This is a genomic window from Cytobacillus sp. BC1816 (genome assembly GCF_051353635.1).
Lineage (GTDB): Bacteria > Bacillota > Bacilli > Bacillales > Cytobacillaceae > Cytobacillus > Cytobacillus oceanisediminis_C.
This window is the reverse complement of record NZ_CP195611.1, coordinates 519,508-535,332: the sequence shown is the minus strand read 5'-3', so window position 1 is coordinate 535,332 and position 15,825 is coordinate 519,508. Positions and strand designations below refer to the sequence as shown.

The following is a 15,825-nucleotide window of genomic DNA, read 5'->3' as shown; positions in this document are numbered from 1 at the left end:
CACCTCTTCTTATACATTATAATAAACTTATATAACTAAATAATACCGTAAACCAGCCAATAGATAACCATCCAATTCGATATAAAATTAACCATCCACTTTTACCAAAAAAAATGCCGCTCCCAGCTTCTAATAGGCACGGCAAAATATAATTGAATCCCTACTTAGGCATAGAAAAGGACGTTGAACCATTTTCTTCATCCTCTAATTTTTTATGAATCTGCTTAACCACTTCCAACGCTCTTTCATAAGAGTCATATTCACCCAGGACCCTGCTCCAATATACAAAGAAACTCCTGCTGATTATTCCTTCCACTGTTTTACCTTTAACGATTACCTCTTTCACATTGACTAAACTTCTTTTATCTTGCGTCAAAACCCACAGCATTCATTTCCTCCTAACGGCTCCTCTTTAAATCTATAAAACCCGCCTTTTCATCTGCTTTTCCTCTTTCCTTCCATACAATGAAAAAAAGAAGTTCGTCTTTCTGGTCATAATAACCGCAGTCACAGCACGCCCAATAATAGTTTCCATTATTATCGAAATCCGGATAGCCCCCTTCATAATCATCCGGGAAAATTCTATAATCTGCACGCTCAACGGTCCCTGACCCTTTATAGCGGATCTTTATGGAGTGACTTCCTTCAAGTGCAGCCAGCTTAGCATTAATCACAACTGACCAATCCCCGTTTTCACCCGTATAACGAACTGTTTTGTTTTTTAACATTACTTCATAAATCGTAAAAATCAAAACTATAACCACACACAGCCATATTAGCTTCTTTTTCAAAATATACACCTCTGTATAAGAGATGTCCTTATCTACCTAAATATGACTATTAATCTATTGAGGCAATTTCATAAAATATTCTCTCAATTCATCTGGCAGCTCTTCTACGGCAAGTACTTTTAACTTTTCAGTGCCTGGTGATGTCATGATTACAAGGGTCTTGCTCTCATATTCCAATAGAGTAAACTGGCTTATTCGATCAGGCGATGTATCCGCTCTATTTATGTATTCAAAACCCTCTTCCTTGAAGTTGTTTTCATATCCCTCCAGAACAATTTTTTGAGCCTCTTCAAAGTTTTCTGCAAAGGCAATCTCCTGATACAGCTCAAGTGAATTCTTTGGAACCAAAAAGAATTCATAATAGGTTATTGCACTTATAATAATGAATGCCATAGCCATCAGTCTAGTCCAACCCTTTTTCATAAACATCCCCCCATGTTTTATTATAATAGCTGGCAGTTAAGTCTTTTGAGTAAAATCTGGAAAAATTATGTTATTATTATCAAAGACTATTTTTAAGCGGGGATTATAATGAAAAAGCTAATGAGATTGATCATGGTAATAAGCTTTCTTACTTAGGTGCCTTAACAGTATTACTCTTCTTTATATCGAGAGGATTTTGGTCAGACATGCCGTTAATGGAATATATGAAACTTTCCTCAAACTTTGTGCCCTTTAAAACAATTATTGGGTATGTACTAGCTATTTCCAATGGAAGCATGAATTTAATCATTCCTATAAAAAACCTTGCCGGCAATATGGCTGCATTTTTGCCAATGGGAATTTTTCTGCCCTATTTTATTAGAGCGCTAAACAAACTTAAATCATTTGCAGTTACCATGGCTGTTATGATTCTTAGTGTGGAAATTATACAGCTCGTCACAAGAAGAGGAAGTTTAGATATTGATGACTTTATTCTAAATATCATTGGAGCGTTAATAGGGTTTGGATTATGGAAAGCGATAATAGCCCGGAAATTAGGGGATAATGCAGTAAACGTATAATAAATGCCTGTCTAACGGATGTAGACAGGCATTTCCATTACCTTGCTTTTTTAAAAATTAATCTAATCAGCAGCAGCCCATTTATTGCCAGCATAATTACAGCCAAAATCGTTAAGAGTGCAATATCAGGTGCAAAGACAGAGATGGAATGCCAAGGAGAAGATGTGCTAGCTGTGAAAAGAGGGATTAGTGCAGCCGACAGGCCAATAAAAATCAGCCCTAAGAAAAGTCCGGTTCCCATTTTTAGAAACTTCTGGGTTCTGAATCTTTTCCTTAAATAGATTGAAAGGATTACTAGCAGCAGGACACATCCCAGCAGAGTGTATTGCATGGTCAAACTATGATTAGGCACTTGTTCAGATTCATCGCCATTTAAAAGACTAATAATATGATTCTTAAGATAATAAAGCCCATCTTCCTCTAAAATATGATTCTTATTTGTCAGAATCACGCCGCCCCAGCCAGTTTCCGGAATATAAAAGACTTCTGCATGCGAATCAGGGGTAGAACCAGAATGCCAGATCATTTCTTTGGGAGTATCCGGGTCTGATATGCGTATTCCTAAACCATAATATCGGTCAACGCCTGTTTGAACCTGAGGAGTCATAAATAAATCCAATGTTTTGTCACTGATAAAGCGATCTGGCCCTTTCCCGCTCAATAATTTTACAAATTGGACCATATCTGCAGAACTGGCCGTAATGTATCCGTATGGTGCCCCGGCATTATCGTAGGCTACAGAACTTTCCACCGGAAATCCAAACAAGGATTGATAACCGCTAAGGTATCCTTTCTTATAAGCTCCCTCTTTATTGGCTGCAGCATTTTTCATCCCTAAAGGCTCAAAAATCTGCTGTTCCATATACTCTGCATAGGACATTCCTGTTAGTTCTTCAATCATCGCACCCAGAATTAAGAAATTGGCATTGCTGTATTGATGTTTTTCACCAGGCTCAGCAGTCAAAGTAACTTCTGCCATTTTCTTGACTTGATTCTTGATAGCATTCCTGCCTGTAAACTCTTTATCAGATAGTGCCAGCCCGTCGTACGTACTTAACCCGCTTGTCTGCGCGAGCAATTGCTCCACTGTTATTTCGGCAGCTTTTCCATTTTTTAGTGTAATCCAGGGAAGATATTCTTGAATGCTGCCATCCAGTCGGATGGTTCCATTATCAGCTAATTTCATAATGGCCATTCCCGTTAATGATTTACTTATGGAGCCAATCGTAAAAGGAGTTTGTTCTGTAATCTCCTCCTCTGATTCTCCAGTAACGCCCCATGAATGTGAAAAAAACAGCTCATTATTATGAACGATAGCAACTGAAGCTCCTGGAACTTGATATTCTTCCAGGTAATCCTTAATTGCCTCCTCCATTTTTGCATTGATGTCTTCCTCAGCTGAAGCCGAATTATTAAGCAAGTAACTAAATGAAGTGAACAAGAAAAGAACCAATATTATCTTTGATAAACTGGACGGCAAGACTGCCATATAACCTCTCCCTCTACCAGTGTTTTTTATCAACGGTTTGTCCCGTTGTTTGGATGCAAAAAAATATCTAGGCACATTCCCTTTCTTGAAGTAATATTACCTTTATTTGGAAATACCTATAATGGTCCTCAGCTTTATTTTCAAATAGGACTTGAGACGCAAAGAAAGATCGGACTCTTTTTCATCAAGATAGTTAACATGGAGATTAATCTAAGGTAATACGGAATAATGGAGGGTACACACGGGGCAGGCAAACAAATAACGAAGTTTCCCTATAGAACTGATGGTCTATTATTGGCAAAGAGGATTTTACTATTTCAACCAGCTGTGAACCTATGGCTTTTTTTCTTCATTTATTGCTCTCCTTCTTTTTCAAACACAACCACGTTTTTTAGGTACATGCACTGATTTTAGGCATATGCATACTTTATTTGGAAATTCATTTTCCCAAAAGGACTGAGCAGCAATGGTTAAATATTTGGATTACACCTCTCCGTCTTTAAATTACTTTTTTGATGTGAACAAAAGCAACCTGATGAAAAAAGATAACCGAAATTTAATAAATGTATTGGGCGTTCAGCAATTAAACACGCTGGAAGATGTCTCACTTCTGGACATCTATCTAAGTAAAAATAATGTGATAGAACCTCATTATCACCAAAACGCTGCTGAATTGGTTTACTGTATTTCAGGTGCAGCGACTGTTTCATTGCTTAATCCATTTACAAAGCAAATTCAGAACTATTACATTACACCTGGGCAAGTAGCCAATGTCCCTCAGGGCTGGTGGCATTATGAGATAGCTAATACCGACAGCACTCATCTGCTGGCCATCTTTAATGCTCCTACTCCGGAAGTCATCCTGGGATCTGACATTCTCAAATTAACACCTTCAAATATAATGGCACACACTTATTGTATGGATGAAAAGCAATGGAAAAAGACCGTAGCACCTGTTCAGCCTTCATCCTTTATCGGCCCGGCAAAAGACTGCAGCAGAAATACTCATAGCCTCGAACCAAACCAGCAATATCAATACACCCAGCAATATATCCCTCAACATATGTATTACTATTAAGGCTTTCACAGGCATGGATATTATCATGCCTGTCTTCTTAGATTCTCTTTGCATATGCAAGTCTTCCGTTTAACTCCAACCCGGTCCTTCGACTCCACCTTCTCAATATATTCCTTTGCCAAAGGAATTTTACAGGCAGAGTTTCCAACTTCTACATGCACTTTTCCGATATGCTCAGCGACATTCTTCACTTCCACAATCAGCTCCGGTACATAAGCGCCCACTGAGATGACAAAGCCATTCATCACATATCTTCGTTTTTTCCTCATGAATGGTATTTTTAACTTTCTTCAATAATGCTCTTATTTCGCTGAGCTCATTGTCAGATGTAATTGATACATAATTGGAATAAGTGCCTCCAGCCGGAGACCAAAACCATTTCATTCTCTTATTGGATCAACTCCCGGGCCAATTAAAGAGCATAACCACTTTCAGCCTCTCATCCAATAGAAAAATACCAGCTTTACACTCTCTCATTTTTAAACCTTTGTATACAAAAGTCCCTTCCTAAATAAGTAAATTACTGGTAAACTCAAAAAACAGTAAAAACCGCTCATGAATTACGGTTAAATTTTTTTACAAAAAAGGATAATTTTAAGTCATAAAGAATAAAATGTTACATCTGCTGTATGGGTGAAAACCTTAAAGCACTGCAAGGGGAAAACGAGAATATATGATGGAAAAAGGGGATTGAAACACATGCAAAAGTATAGAAGGCGAAACACTCCAGCTTTTACATTTTTAGCATACTTTACACTGATTGCAGGCGTTGGTCTGTTTCTTATTGGACTTTACAATGCTGATATGGAGCTTAATGAAAAAGGGTATTATATAGCGGTCATGCTCTTGGTAGCGGTTGGATCCATTCTGACTCAGAAAGTAACACGGGACAATGCCGAAGATGCGGAAATCATGGCAGAGCAGGAGCGCAGATCAGCTAAAATTGAACAATGATACACAGGTTCAGAAATGCTTCTGGGCTTTTTCTTTTTATTAAAATAAAAATGTGTTGACTTTAACACTTAAAAGCGTTTAAGATATAAAGCATCCTAATACTTAAATGCTTTGAAGGAATTGAAGTAGTGGTATCCTCCCTGTTACAGAGAGCTGGTGGTGCTGAAAACCAGTACAAAGGAGATCATGAATTACGTTTCTGGAGCTTCTTATTTCTTTTCCTGAAATAAGACGGTTTAGCCGTTATTCTGCGAAGTGGTAAGTTCTATACTTACAATCAGGGTGGTACCGCGAATAAATTCGTCCCTGCTGAGTGAAAATTCAGCAGGGATTTTTTATATCTATATACTTTCGCACTTAAAAGCGTTTAAGCATAAATACTAATAAAAGGAGACATACCAAATGAAGAAATCGATACCACTGCACCTGCGTCCTTTTACAGCCCAGCAGCATTACAATGCTTACAGCCCCATTGACCATGCAGTTTGGAGATATGTGATGAGACAAAATCATCATTTCCTTGAGGACATCGCCCATGATGCATTCATTACAGGCCTAAAGTCATCCGGCATTTCCATCGACAGCATTCCACGGGTAAGTGAAATGAACGATCATTTAGATAAAATCGGCTGGGGCGCTGTCATTGTCGACGGATTGATTCCCGGCACAGCATTTTTTGATTTTCAAGCGAATGGCATCCTCCCAATAGCAACGGATATACGCCAGAAGACCAATATCGAATACACGCCCGCTCCTGATATTCTCCATGAAGCAGCGGGGCATGCACCGATATTATTTGATGAAACCTACTCAGAGTTTGTTAAATTAATTGGGAATATCGGCGCCAACGCTTTTGCAACAAAAGAAGAACATGAGGTATTTGAAGCAATCAGGCATTTATCTATTGTCATGGAAAGTCCTGCTTCAACAGAAGAGGAAATTGAAGCAGCCAAACAGAGATTAAAGGATAAACAACAGCTCGTAAAAGGACTTTCTGAAGCTGAGCAAATCTCCCGGATTTTCTGGTGGACAGTCGAGTTTGGCCTGATTGGCGATCTGCAGAAGCCCAAGATCTTCGGTGCAGGACTGCTGTCTTCTGTAGGCGAAAGCAAACATTGCCTGTCCGATCAGGTGAAGAAACGCCGGTTCACAATTGAAGATGCGATTAACACCAGCTATGACGTTACATCTATGCAGACTCAGCTATTTGTTTGCGAAAGCTTCGAACAATTGATTGAGGAAGTGAAGAGATTCGGTGAATCGATGGCCTTCAGGCAAGGCGGTACAGTGGCTATCGAAAAAGCAATCGCTTCAAGCAAGGTCGCGCACATCGAGTTCAATTCTGGAATTCAGATTACTGGTCTATTTACCGATATCATGAAGGATGCAAAAGGTGAAGCCATCTATGTCAAATCGTCAGGTCCAAGTGCCCTTTCGATTCAAAATGAACAAATTAATCATCATGGACCTGATATTCACAATGACGGCTTTGGGACGCCTATCGGAAAACTTGCTGGTGGCATTAAGCTGGAGAACCAAACTGAACAGAGCCTGAAAAAGCTTGGCATAGAAATAAATAAAATAATGCAAATCACCTTCGAAAGCGGAGTAGAAGTTTCCGGTCATGTGACGAATCTATTATTTAATCATGATTCCCTTGTTTTAATATCACTTGAAGAATGTCTCGTCAAGAAGGGAGAAGAAACCTTGTTCCATCCCACTTGGGGCACATATGATTTAGCTGTGGGCAGCCAGATTGTTTCTGCACGGCCCATCGCAGCAGATTACGCTGCATACCACGGGGAACCTGTTATAGAAGAAGAAAGCCCAAAAGAAGGAATTACCCTTACGCCACTGGAAGAGCTATACGCAGAAGTAAGGCAAATCCGGGAAACGAATTTCCCTCAGGATGTCCTTCTTCACAGTGTTATCGGAAAAATACTCGAAGAGTTCCCGGAAGAATGGCTGCTTCAGCTGGAAGTTCTGGAACTGCTTGAAAAGCATGACAAAGAATCGCCTTTGAAAAATCTGCTTCTGGACCAGCTTGAAAAGTTAAGTAGGGAAAATCGCTATGTCCGCCTGATTCAAAACGGACTCGATGTCATCTTTGACCGGAGGCATGCTACAGTATGACAAGATTAAGTGAAGAAGAAATAGCCCGGCAGCTATCCATGATGCCGAACTGGAAAAGAAAAGACAGCAAATGGATTGAACGACGTTATCGCTTCAAAGAATATTTGGACGGTATCGCATTCGTAAATAAACTAGCATCCCTTTCCGAAGAGGTAAACCATCATCCTTTTATCACCATTCAATACAAAATGGTGATCGTCTCCCTCACTTCCTGGAGTGAAAATGGGCTGACAGGTCTGGATTTTGAGCTAGCCCGGCAGATTGATGATCTTTATCTTCCAGATCATTATTAGGAAAATAAGTGCCTGTCGAGATGACAGGCACTTATTTTTCCATTGTATCAAGTGGAATCTCATACTCCCGAAGCACCTCGTAAAACGCCCTTCTCTTTGCATACCAGTCTGAATGGAGATTCAGCAAAACCATTTTGTCTTCCTCTAATGCCATTTCAAGCTGAGCCGGCAGTAGCTGAGTGTCCGACTCCGCCTCTTCTCACTGATAGCTTTCAACTGAACTAAATGGGGCCTTTCCTTATAGCGCTGACTGCAAATCCTCAATCAAGTCTTCGGCATCTTCCAGGCCAACTGAAATGCGGATCAGGCCGTCTGTAATTCCCAATTCCAGACGGCGATCTCTCGGTATCGATGCATGTGTCATTTTGGCTGGTAGGGAGATCAAGCTTTCCACCGCGCCCAAACTTTCTTCCAGAGTAAAGTATTTTACTTTTTTCAGCACCTTTTCTGCCTTTTCACCGCTGCCGGCATCAAAGGAGATCATTCCGCCAAAGCCCTGTGCCTGCCGCAAGTGAATGTCATGGCCTTTATGATCTTTAAATCCTGGATAATAAACGTTTGAAACCTGCGGATGACTGACAAGAAATTCCGCTATCCTTTTCGCATTCTCTTCGATTTCCTCCATCCGAATGGCCAGTGTCCGAACTCCCCTGATTAATAGCCAGCTGTCCTGCGGCCCCAGAACAGCACCGATTGAATTTTGGACGAAGTGCATGTCTGCTGCAAGCTGTTCGGAATTCACCACAACCAGTCCAGCAACCACATCACTATGTCCGCCTATATATTTGGTGGCACTATGGAGGACAATATCAGCACCCAGATCTATCGGATTTTGCCAGTATGGTGTACTGAAGGTGTTATCCACAATCATAAGCAGATTCTTGGATTTGGCCAGTTTGGAAATTCCGGCCAAGTCTGTAATCTTCAGCAATGGATTCGTAGGCGTCTCGACATAGATTGCTTTTGTATTTTCCTGTATCGCCTCTTCCACAGCAGCTAAATCACTTGTATCCACAAAGGTTACACCTACATTATATTTTGTCAAAACCTTTGTCACTAATCGATAGGACCCGCCATACACATCATCTGTGAAAATAACATGATCTCCTGTTGAAAATAAGTGCATTACAGAAGAGATAGCCGCCATGCCGGAACCGAAAGCAAACCCGCGGTATCCACCTTCCAAATCCTTTATTAATTCCTCCAGTGCATGCCTTGTCGGATTTCCGGTTCTTGCGTACTCATATACGAAATTGCCCACACCATCTTGTTTAAAGGTACTGGCATGGTGGACAGGAATAGAAACGGCACCTGTATGTTCATCTCTGGAGATGCCGCCGTGAATCATTTGTGTTTTCTTTCTCATTGTTTATCCTCCTCATAAATAGATTTACTTAAATACCGCTCACTGCTGTCAGGAAAAATCGTGAGAATATTCGTGCCAGGCGCAGCATTTTCAGCTTCTCTCAATACTGCTTCGAAAGCAGCTCCTGACGAACTTCCAACTAAGTATCCCTGCAGCAATGCCAGCTCCTTCACTCGTTTAAAAGCATCTTTATCTGAAATGGTATGAATGGCGTCAAATAAGCCTATTTCCATATACGGCGGCAAAAACTCCATCCCGATTCCCTCGGTGCGATGCGGCCCTGCCTTTCCGCCATTTAAAATGGAGCCTTCAGGTTCAACGATAACTGTCTTTATCTTTGGATTCTTTTCTTTAAAATATCTGGCGCAGCCCATGAACGTACCGCCAGTCCCTGCTCCAGCAGCAAAAATATCAATCTTCCCATCTAACGCTTGGAAAATCTCAGGACCCAATGTTTCATAATACGTTTGCGGGTTATTTTTATTGCTGAATTGCTGCAGACTATAGGAATTAGGAATTTCCTGCAATAATTCATGTACTTTCCTAATAGCGCCTTCCATTCCCTCTTCAGTCGGCGTATTAATAACCTCCGCCCCTAACGCCTTCATTAGTTCCTGTTTTTCAACGCTGAATTTCCGAGGTACGACACAGATGATTTTGATCTTCGTTCCAATAGCAGCCATCGCTAAGCCGATCCCGGTATTCCCTGCAGTCGGTTCAATTACAGTCCCATCCTCCGGGAGAAGCTCATTCTCAATCGCTGTCTGAATCAGCTTTTGCCCTAACCGATCCTTTACACTGCCGCCGGGGTTAAAATATTCAAGCTTAGCAAAAACGTTTACTCCATGCGGAACAGCATAGTGTTTGATCTTCACAAGAGGGGTATGCCCAATCAGTTCATTCACACTGCTGTAATAATTCATCGTCAGCACCTCTGTTTTCAGAAAGAATGATTACTCTTCTCCATTGCGTTCTTTAGATATTTCTTATGCTCCCTTTAATTCTTATTATTCCTACTTGTATAGTATGTTTTAAATGTTTTTTTTGTCAATTATCAGCTTAAAAATCAGCTGGCAACTCAGAATTAAGGCAGGTTGCAAAGTTGCCAATCGAGATATTTATTCATACTATACCAATAAGTATTATAAGAATTAAAAGGAGTGAATTTACAATGAGCCGTGAATTTGTAGATTTGTTTGACCACTGGGCAGAATCCTATGATCAGGCTGTAACGGGTGAAGACCTTGAATATCAAGAGGTGTTTTTGAATTATGAACACATTCTTAATGAAGTTGCCGATCTAGTTAATGGAAATGTGGTGGAATTCGGTACAGGTACGGGAAACTTAACTCAAAGGCTCGTGGAGAAAGGCTGTTCAGTAGTCGGAGTGGAACCTTCTGCTGCCATGAGGAAAATAGCAAGCAATAAAATGCCTCATCTTACATTATTAGATGGTGACTTTTTAAACTTTCAACTGATTGGCCCCATAGATGCCTTCGTCAGCTCCTACGCATTCCACCATTTAGAAGACAGGGAAAAAACCAATGCCATAACTAAATACAGCGCCCTCCTTTCAACTGGCGGGAAAGTTGTTTTTGCCGATACTGTCTTTGAAAGCGGGGACGAAAAACAGACTTTTATCCAGGAAGCTAAAAACAAACATTACCTCAGCCTGGCTCAAGATCTGGAAACAGAATACTATACAACCATCCCTATACTAGAAAGCATGTTTCAATCCAATAGATTCTCTGTTAAATTTAAGCAGCTAAATCGGTTTGTGTGGCTTATAGAAGCAGAGAAACTTTAGGAAAACAAAGCTCAATTACTGAAATCCCTGCTGACCCATAGACTATTCAGCAGGATTTTCTCTTGCTAAACATCCGGTTTGACTTCTAAAATATTTTGGAGTATATTAATTGATGCATCAATCATTGACCTATCAATTATATAAAAGGCGGGGATGCTGTGTTCAAATGTTCAAAGGAAGAAGAATTAATTGCCGCCCGGCTGTTTGAGCTCAGTAAGCAGACAATGCCGAAGTTTGAACGCTGTACAGGCATCAGCCAGTCACGGCTTGAGATTCTTCGGGAGCTTTTTGAAGCGGAAGAAATTACGCAGCGGGAGCTTCAGAAAAAAGTGAATATTGATCATGCTGCTGTTACAAGACACCTTAAGCAGCTTGAAGAAAAAAGCATGGTAATCCGCAGGAAAAGCCCTGAAGATAACCGCTTTACTTATGTCAGCCTTACAGAGGAAGGCAAAACGAAGATTGCTGCTTACTGCGAAGAAAAGCAACGATTTATTTCCAAAATCCTGAACGGCTTTTCGGAACTTGAGCGAAGCACACTATTAAATATGCTCACACGTATCCAGGAAAATATAGAAAAAATGTAATTTTCACATCCAAAAAAAAATAAAGGAGAGTTCATCATGAATAAAACCGTTATCAACGACTTTAGGGAAATCATCACAGGACGCCGTTCCATCCGTAATTATGACCCAATGGTCAAAATAAGCAGAGAAGAAATGACAGAAATCCTGGAAGAAGCGACTTTGGCTCCTTCATCCGTTAACCTGCAGCCATGGCGCTTTGTAGTGATCGATTCAAAAGAAGGCAAAGAAACACTGGCGCCGCTTGCAAAATTCAACCAAAGGCAAGTAGAGACATCATCAGCTGTCATTGCCGTCTTTGTTGATATGAAGAGTGAAGCTTTCATTGAAAAAATTTATGATACAGCTGTTGAAAAAGGATACATGCCCGCTGATGTAAGAGACAAGCAGGTGCCATCCATCAAAGGCTTAGTGGAAACCATGACATTCGAACAAAAGAAAGAAATGAACCTGATCGATGCTGGTCTTGTATCCATGCAGCTAATGCTTGCAGCACGTGCCCATGGTTATGATACAAATCCAATTGGAGGCTATGAAAAAGACCGCATTGCTGAAGCATTCCAGCTGGACAAGGAACGCTACTACCCTGTCATGCTTATCTCAATCGGCAAAGCCGCTGATCAGGGCTATCAATCTGTCCGCCTGCCTGTTGAAGATATCACGGAGTGGAAATAACTCATAAAGGAGAATCAAACATGATCATTATTCATGCTGGCTTCCAAATACAAACTGATAAAGAAACTAACTTTCTTGACGAAATCCGTCCGCTTATCAATGCCTCCAGAGCAGAAGAAGGCAATATCTCTTATGACCTTTTAAAAGATACAGAAAAAGAGGGTTCCTATACGATGGTGGAATTATGGAGTGATATGGACGCTGTAAAGTTTCACAACCAGACGGAACATTTTACCTCATTTACAGCGAAAGCGCCTCAATATTTTACTGCACCTCCTCAGGTGAAGTTATTTAACGCACAGCCTGCAGATAAAAAGTAAATTAAATACAAAAAACGCTTGAGATATTATAATCCCAAGCGTTTTTTAACGATCTAATTTACAATCTCTTCCTGGCTGGTTTGTCTGGCATGAATTCTTTTCATTGCAAATCTTGCAATAGGCTGGGCAATCACTAGCTCAATCCAGAATGCAGCACCAAAATTCCGGAACAGCAATGGAAAAAGTTTTGAAACGGCTCCAGGCTTATTTTTTTCGACCCAACCCAGGTGCCTATTATGGTTAAAAAAATGGAAAGAATGGTCACATTCAATAAAGTATCCAATAAAATCCGGGCATTAAATCCGTCCGTTTGCCCTGCAAACCTTGGCATCATTCTGCCAGCTAACGGTCCCGCCACTAACCTTACAAGCAAAACCACGATTACCCACATAAACGGAATAATCTTTAAGGTTTCGAAATAGTTTTCTTTACTGAAGCCGCGTTCCATTCCCACAATAATCGGTGCAATCGTGTTTACCGAAATAACAGAAATAATCACCAAAAATAATATGCCTTCTTTTGCATTTTGAGGCAGCCTGTCCTCTTATACATAATTTCCCCTCCGAAATTAAAACTAAATTTCAGATGGCAGACGTATCTTTCGACATATATTTTTGGCCAGTAAAAACCTTACCAATATCTCTAACACTGATTTAATCATTATATCAAAGCAAATATGGGGATTTCTAATCTTTTTATTTATTGTTCTCTTTATGATCATGATAAGCAATGAGAATAACTTCTTCTCCCTTTTCCTCACTTAAGCGTTTTTCCAGATTATGCACCTGCTGCAGATCTCCGTCAGACAAATTTGCAAATTGATATTCTTTATCCATTTTTCATCACCTTTTCGTAATAGGATACCTAAAGTTTGTGTTTTCCAAGCATTTTTATACACCAAAAATACCCGGTTTCAATCTCTATTTAATCCCCAGAATGGCAATAGCAATGACAGCTAACAACAGGCTTAGGAGCAGTGACATGCCCCAATGTTTCTTTTCAGTCATTTTGAATAACACATTCATTACTGAACTGATTGCCAGAAAAATAAAGAAAACAAATAAATAAATCATAAATTCCATTATCCCTCAACCTGCCTTCTGCCCTGTTTTCGCAAGGAAAAAAGAGGAGCTTCCCATCATCATCCCTCCGAAGATTCCCATGAAACTGCCGGCGGCTGCCCAATAGGCAGACAGAAAGATGCCGGACATTAGCAAAATCAGCCCTCCTATAAACAGGGCCCATCCCAATTTCATTTTGCTTCTCCCCCCTTTTCCTTTAGCCTAAATCTTTCACAACCGCCATTTCCTTCCCAAAACGGTGGCCATGATCTGCAAACCCCAAACTTGCATAAAGCTTATGTGCCCCAAGATTCTCAGGATGGTACCCTACTGCAAGTTTTTTCGCATTCGGCAGTTTCGCCATCTCCGCAATCATCAGATCAGTCGCTTTTTTGCCTATTCCCTTTCCTTGGTGCGCCTTATCGACCATAATCCGATAAATCCAGTAAGCATCCAATTCTTCTATACATGTATTAAACATTAAGAAGCCGACAGCTTTATCCTCCAAGTAAATCACATGTGGTCTCAGCGCCGTTTCAAATTTAGATTGCGCAATGGAAACAGCATTCGGCTCCATATAGGCTTTTTGTTCCTCTGAAAGCTCCAATAAACAGCAATCATACCAATTGTCTGCTGTTACTTGTTCAATTCTCACATTGCCAGTATTCATATAATTTCCCCTTTTCATATTTTGGGGAAACGCTGATTTTAATTAGGCGTTCTCCCCTTATTTTTATCCATAATAACTAAAGTTTTATTTAGCATAATGAACGCCTCCTTTTACTAAATTGTCAGAAAAATTAATACCACTCATTATACTATAATATTCCAATAAATGCGTACTTGGGATTTCAGTTATTTTTTCTATGGAAAGGCCATATATAATATATTGATTCAGCAAAAAAAGGGGAGGATACGATAATATGCCAGCGAAGCAAATTCGTTTACGGAGAATTCAAAGCCTTGCTCACGACATTATGGTAGAAATGAATTCAAAGGAAGACCATAAGAAGAATGAATCATACAGAACAGTGATTGATAATCTATCACGTGCGATTGGGGAACTATCTGATCCATCTGGTGATTATTCATTGGATTATGTAGAAGAAAAAGTAGGCACTGCCCATTATAAAATTTTTAAAAACATGAAAAAACTGACGCCTCTTCGAAAAACAAAAGAATCAGCAAGATAAAATTTTTTTGAATGAAACTGATAATTATTATCAATAATAGATAAAGAAGGTAACCAAATCGGTTACCCCTTGGATTAAACTTCTGGTTCAAACGTTTTACAGTCTGTCTCTTTGCTGTTGGACGCCTGCTTGCCTTTATGGCTGACAACGTAAATAGCTTCTGCACCACACTTATTTCCCTTTTCCCAATAAGTGCAGTTATTTACTTCACAAAGAACATCTTTAGCCATGTATATCACCTCCTGTTTTATTATTTTAGCCATACAGGATGGTGATATACTTGCTTGTTCAGTTATCTATGTTCCACTCTTCTTTCAAAATCGCATAATAATATTCATCCCACCACTCATCGCCATGAGGAATGCACTTTTTGAAGCAGCCTTCCCGCCTCATGCCGATTTTCTCCATCACCCGGTAAGAAGGCGGATTCTCGGGCTGGCAGGTTGCAATAATCCGGTGAAGCCCAAGTTCTTCAAAGCCATATTTCAGCGCTGCATATGCCGCTTCTGATGCATAGCCTTTATTATAAAACTTCGGATTAAACACCCAGCCAATTTCATAGGTATGATCGCCGAAATACTTAAAGAAAGCGACATGGCCAATCAGCACATCTTCATTTTTCAAAAGAACCGGGAAATGCTTTGCTTTTTCGGTATTCTCACGGATAAACTCTTTAGCTGCTTCTTTTGTAAAAGTACCTTCTGGAATGTATTTCATTACTTCTGGATTTGATGTGTACTCATAAACTGCCTGCCAGTCTTCTGATTTGAACTTACGGATTATAAGTCTCTCTGTTTTAAGCTCCATTTCTTAACCCCTATTCAGCTGTTTCATCCCATGTATGTTCGTTGATTTCAGTCAAATTTCCTTTATAAAAAGGCTGATCGCACATAATTTTTTTTATCCGCACATAAAGTACGTCTATCCGCACATAAAAAATCTTATGCGCACATATTTCTCAGCTAACCGCACACAAATTATTCCGATGCATCTTTATTCCGAAGAAAAGTGGTCCTTTCCTGCAAAATTCATCACTGGGGCAGAACTTTTCTATCTTTTTCAGCAATTGGCGCAGGT

The 15,825-nt window shown here is 40.1% G+C and carries 25 protein-coding genes and 1 other annotated feature; of the genes, 10 read left to right on the top strand and 15 right to left on the bottom strand.

Annotated elements, in window-relative coordinates; genetic code table 11:
• Positions 1 to 160: 160 nt before the first annotated feature.
• The 3 genes from ACR42H_RS02905 to ACR42H_RS02895 are packed head-to-tail and all read right to left on the bottom strand — an operon-like array spanning position 161 to position 1,214.
• Positions 161 to 388 carry a hypothetical protein gene (locus ACR42H_RS02905; RefSeq protein WP_436374662.1) on the bottom strand — a complete coding sequence of 76 codons (228 nt, stop codon included), beginning with the start codon at positions 386 to 388 and terminating at the stop codon, positions 161 to 163.
• Positions 389 to 398: 10 nt separating this feature from the next.
• On the bottom strand, positions 399 to 800 hold the full coding sequence (locus ACR42H_RS02900) for a hypothetical protein (RefSeq protein ID WP_436374661.1): 402 nt from the start codon (positions 798 to 800) through the stop codon (positions 399 to 401).
• Positions 801 to 845: 45 nt separating this feature from the next.
• The gene (locus ACR42H_RS02895) at positions 846 to 1,214 is read right to left on the bottom strand and encodes a hypothetical protein (RefSeq protein WP_436374660.1); all 369 of its coding nucleotides are present in this window, start codon (positions 1,212 to 1,214) and stop codon (positions 846 to 848) included.
• A gap of 206 nt (positions 1,215 to 1,420) precedes the next feature.
• Between ACR42H_RS02895 and ACR42H_RS02890 the strand changes: the two genes are divergently transcribed.
• Complete coding sequence (locus ACR42H_RS02890) at positions 1,421 to 1,795, top strand: VanZ family protein (protein WP_436374659.1); 375 nt, start codon at positions 1,421 to 1,423, stop codon at positions 1,793 to 1,795.
• Between the two features lie 37 nt (positions 1,796 to 1,832).
• Here ACR42H_RS02890 and ACR42H_RS02885 read toward each other — a convergent pair whose 3' ends face one another.
• Positions 1,833 to 3,284 (bottom strand): serine hydrolase domain-containing protein, encoded by a 1,452-nt coding sequence (locus tag ACR42H_RS02885; protein ID WP_436374658.1) that lies wholly within the window; start codon positions 3,282 to 3,284, stop codon positions 1,833 to 1,835.
• Positions 3,285 to 3,750: 466 nt separating this feature from the next.
• On the opposite strand from ACR42H_RS02885, the gene ACR42H_RS02880 reads away from it, so the two are divergent.
• The gene (locus tag ACR42H_RS02880) at positions 3,751 to 4,362 is read left to right on the top strand and encodes a cupin domain-containing protein (protein ID WP_436374657.1); all 612 of its coding nucleotides are present in this window, start codon (positions 3,751 to 3,753) and stop codon (positions 4,360 to 4,362) included.
• A 23-nt stretch (positions 4,363 to 4,385) separates the two neighbouring features.
• Here the strand turns inward: ACR42H_RS02880 and ACR42H_RS02875 are convergent, their stop codons facing one another.
• Positions 4,386 to 4,631: a hypothetical protein gene (locus ACR42H_RS02875; RefSeq protein WP_436374656.1), complete on the bottom strand. Its 246-nt coding sequence runs from the start codon at positions 4,629 to 4,631 to the stop codon at positions 4,386 to 4,388.
• Between the two features lie 430 nt (positions 4,632 to 5,061).
• On the opposite strand from ACR42H_RS02875, the gene ACR42H_RS02870 reads away from it, so the two are divergent.
• The 3 genes from ACR42H_RS02870 (at position 5,062) to ACR42H_RS02860 (ending at position 7,742) form a co-directional block, all read left to right on the top strand.
• Entirely contained in the window at positions 5,062 to 5,316 is a 255-nt protein-coding gene (locus tag ACR42H_RS02870) for a YiaA/YiaB family inner membrane protein (protein WP_009335475.1), read from the top strand.
• Between the two features lie 102 nt (positions 5,317 to 5,418).
• Positions 5,419 to 5,627, top strand: a binding site (T-box leader).
• 91 nt (positions 5,628 to 5,718) lie between these two features.
• On the top strand, positions 5,719 to 7,449 hold the full coding sequence (locus ACR42H_RS02865; protein ID WP_436374655.1) for an aromatic amino acid hydroxylase: 1,731 nt from the start codon (positions 5,719 to 5,721) through the stop codon (positions 7,447 to 7,449).
• Positions 7,446 to 7,742, top strand: coding sequence for a 4a-hydroxytetrahydrobiopterin dehydratase (locus ACR42H_RS02860; protein ID WP_436374654.1), 297 nt, complete (start codon positions 7,446 to 7,448; stop codon positions 7,740 to 7,742). Before ACR42H_RS02865 ends, ACR42H_RS02860 begins: the two co-directional genes overlap by 4 nt.
• 31 nt (positions 7,743 to 7,773) lie before the next feature.
• Here the strand turns inward: ACR42H_RS02860 and ACR42H_RS02855 are convergent, their stop codons facing one another.
• The 3 genes from ACR42H_RS02855 to ACR42H_RS02845 form a co-directional block, all read right to left on the bottom strand.
• Positions 7,774 to 7,896 carry a hypothetical protein gene (locus tag ACR42H_RS02855; RefSeq protein ID WP_436374653.1) on the bottom strand — a complete coding sequence of 41 codons (123 nt, stop codon included), beginning with the start codon at positions 7,894 to 7,896 and terminating at the stop codon, positions 7,774 to 7,776.
• An 84-nt stretch (positions 7,897 to 7,980) separates the two neighbouring features.
• Entirely contained in the window at positions 7,981 to 9,108 is a 1,128-nt protein-coding gene (locus ACR42H_RS02850; protein WP_436374652.1) for a bifunctional cystathionine gamma-lyase/homocysteine desulfhydrase, read from the bottom strand.
• Entirely contained in the window at positions 9,105 to 10,031 is a 927-nt protein-coding gene (locus ACR42H_RS02845; RefSeq protein WP_436374651.1) for a PLP-dependent cysteine synthase family protein, read from the bottom strand. The genes ACR42H_RS02850 and ACR42H_RS02845 overlap by 4 nt, the downstream gene beginning before the upstream one ends.
• 248 nt (positions 10,032 to 10,279) lie before the next feature.
• On the opposite strand from ACR42H_RS02845, the gene ACR42H_RS02840 reads away from it, so the two are divergent.
• From ACR42H_RS02840 to ACR42H_RS02825, 4 genes are all read left to right on the top strand, one after another.
• On the top strand, positions 10,280 to 10,915 hold the full coding sequence (locus ACR42H_RS02840) for a class I SAM-dependent DNA methyltransferase (RefSeq protein WP_436374650.1): 636 nt from the start codon (positions 10,280 to 10,282) through the stop codon (positions 10,913 to 10,915).
• A gap of 158 nt (positions 10,916 to 11,073) precedes the next feature.
• A complete protein-coding gene (locus ACR42H_RS02835; RefSeq protein ID WP_113884257.1) occupies positions 11,074 to 11,502 on the top strand; it encodes a MarR family winged helix-turn-helix transcriptional regulator in 429 nt (142 codons plus the stop codon).
• Between the two features lie 36 nt (positions 11,503 to 11,538).
• Complete coding sequence (locus tag ACR42H_RS02830) at positions 11,539 to 12,174, top strand: nitroreductase family protein (RefSeq protein ID WP_436374649.1); 636 nt, start codon at positions 11,539 to 11,541, stop codon at positions 12,172 to 12,174.
• A gap of 20 nt (positions 12,175 to 12,194) precedes the next feature.
• The gene (locus ACR42H_RS02825; protein WP_436374648.1) at positions 12,195 to 12,494 is read left to right on the top strand and encodes a putative quinol monooxygenase; all 300 of its coding nucleotides are present in this window, start codon (positions 12,195 to 12,197) and stop codon (positions 12,492 to 12,494) included.
• A 133-nt stretch (positions 12,495 to 12,627) separates the two neighbouring features.
• Here the strand turns inward: ACR42H_RS02825 and ACR42H_RS02820 are convergent, their stop codons facing one another.
• The 5 genes from ACR42H_RS02820 to ACR42H_RS02800 all read right to left on the bottom strand — a co-directional run bounded on the left by ACR42H_RS02820 (position 12,628) and on the right by ACR42H_RS02800 (position 14,225).
• Positions 12,628 to 12,996 carry a hypothetical protein gene (locus ACR42H_RS02820; protein WP_436374647.1) on the bottom strand — a complete coding sequence of 123 codons (369 nt, stop codon included), beginning with the start codon at positions 12,994 to 12,996 and terminating at the stop codon, positions 12,628 to 12,630.
• 193 nt (positions 12,997 to 13,189) lie between these two features.
• The gene (locus ACR42H_RS02815) at positions 13,190 to 13,330 is read right to left on the bottom strand and encodes a hypothetical protein (RefSeq protein WP_166672537.1); all 141 of its coding nucleotides are present in this window, start codon (positions 13,328 to 13,330) and stop codon (positions 13,190 to 13,192) included.
• An 84-nt stretch (positions 13,331 to 13,414) separates the two neighbouring features.
• Positions 13,415 to 13,567, bottom strand: coding sequence for a hypothetical protein (locus ACR42H_RS02810; protein WP_436374646.1), 153 nt, complete (start codon positions 13,565 to 13,567; stop codon positions 13,415 to 13,417).
• Positions 13,568 to 13,582: 15 nt separating this feature from the next.
• Positions 13,583 to 13,750 carry a hypothetical protein gene (locus ACR42H_RS02805; RefSeq protein ID WP_166672539.1) on the bottom strand — a complete coding sequence of 56 codons (168 nt, stop codon included), beginning with the start codon at positions 13,748 to 13,750 and terminating at the stop codon, positions 13,583 to 13,585.
• A 22-nt stretch (positions 13,751 to 13,772) separates the two neighbouring features.
• A complete protein-coding gene (locus tag ACR42H_RS02800; RefSeq protein WP_113884261.1) occupies positions 13,773 to 14,225 on the bottom strand; it encodes a GNAT family N-acetyltransferase in 453 nt (150 codons plus the stop codon).
• Positions 14,226 to 14,478: 253 nt separating this feature from the next.
• On the opposite strand from ACR42H_RS02800, the gene ACR42H_RS02795 reads away from it, so the two are divergent.
• Positions 14,479 to 14,748, top strand: a complete 270-nt coding sequence (locus tag ACR42H_RS02795) for a hypothetical protein (RefSeq protein WP_113884262.1) — start codon at positions 14,479 to 14,481, stop codon at positions 14,746 to 14,748.
• 74 nt (positions 14,749 to 14,822) lie between these two features.
• Here the strand turns inward: ACR42H_RS02795 and ACR42H_RS02790 are convergent, their stop codons facing one another.
• Together ACR42H_RS02790 and ACR42H_RS02785 are read right to left on the bottom strand one after the other, a co-directional pair.
• Positions 14,823 to 14,978, bottom strand: coding sequence for a DUF1540 domain-containing protein (locus tag ACR42H_RS02790; RefSeq protein ID WP_009335488.1), 156 nt, complete (start codon positions 14,976 to 14,978; stop codon positions 14,823 to 14,825).
• Positions 14,979 to 15,036: 58 nt separating this feature from the next.
• Positions 15,037 to 15,555, bottom strand: a complete 519-nt coding sequence (locus tag ACR42H_RS02785) for a GNAT family N-acetyltransferase (RefSeq protein WP_436374645.1) — start codon at positions 15,553 to 15,555, stop codon at positions 15,037 to 15,039.
• Between the last annotated feature and the right edge of the window lie 270 nt (positions 15,556 to 15,825).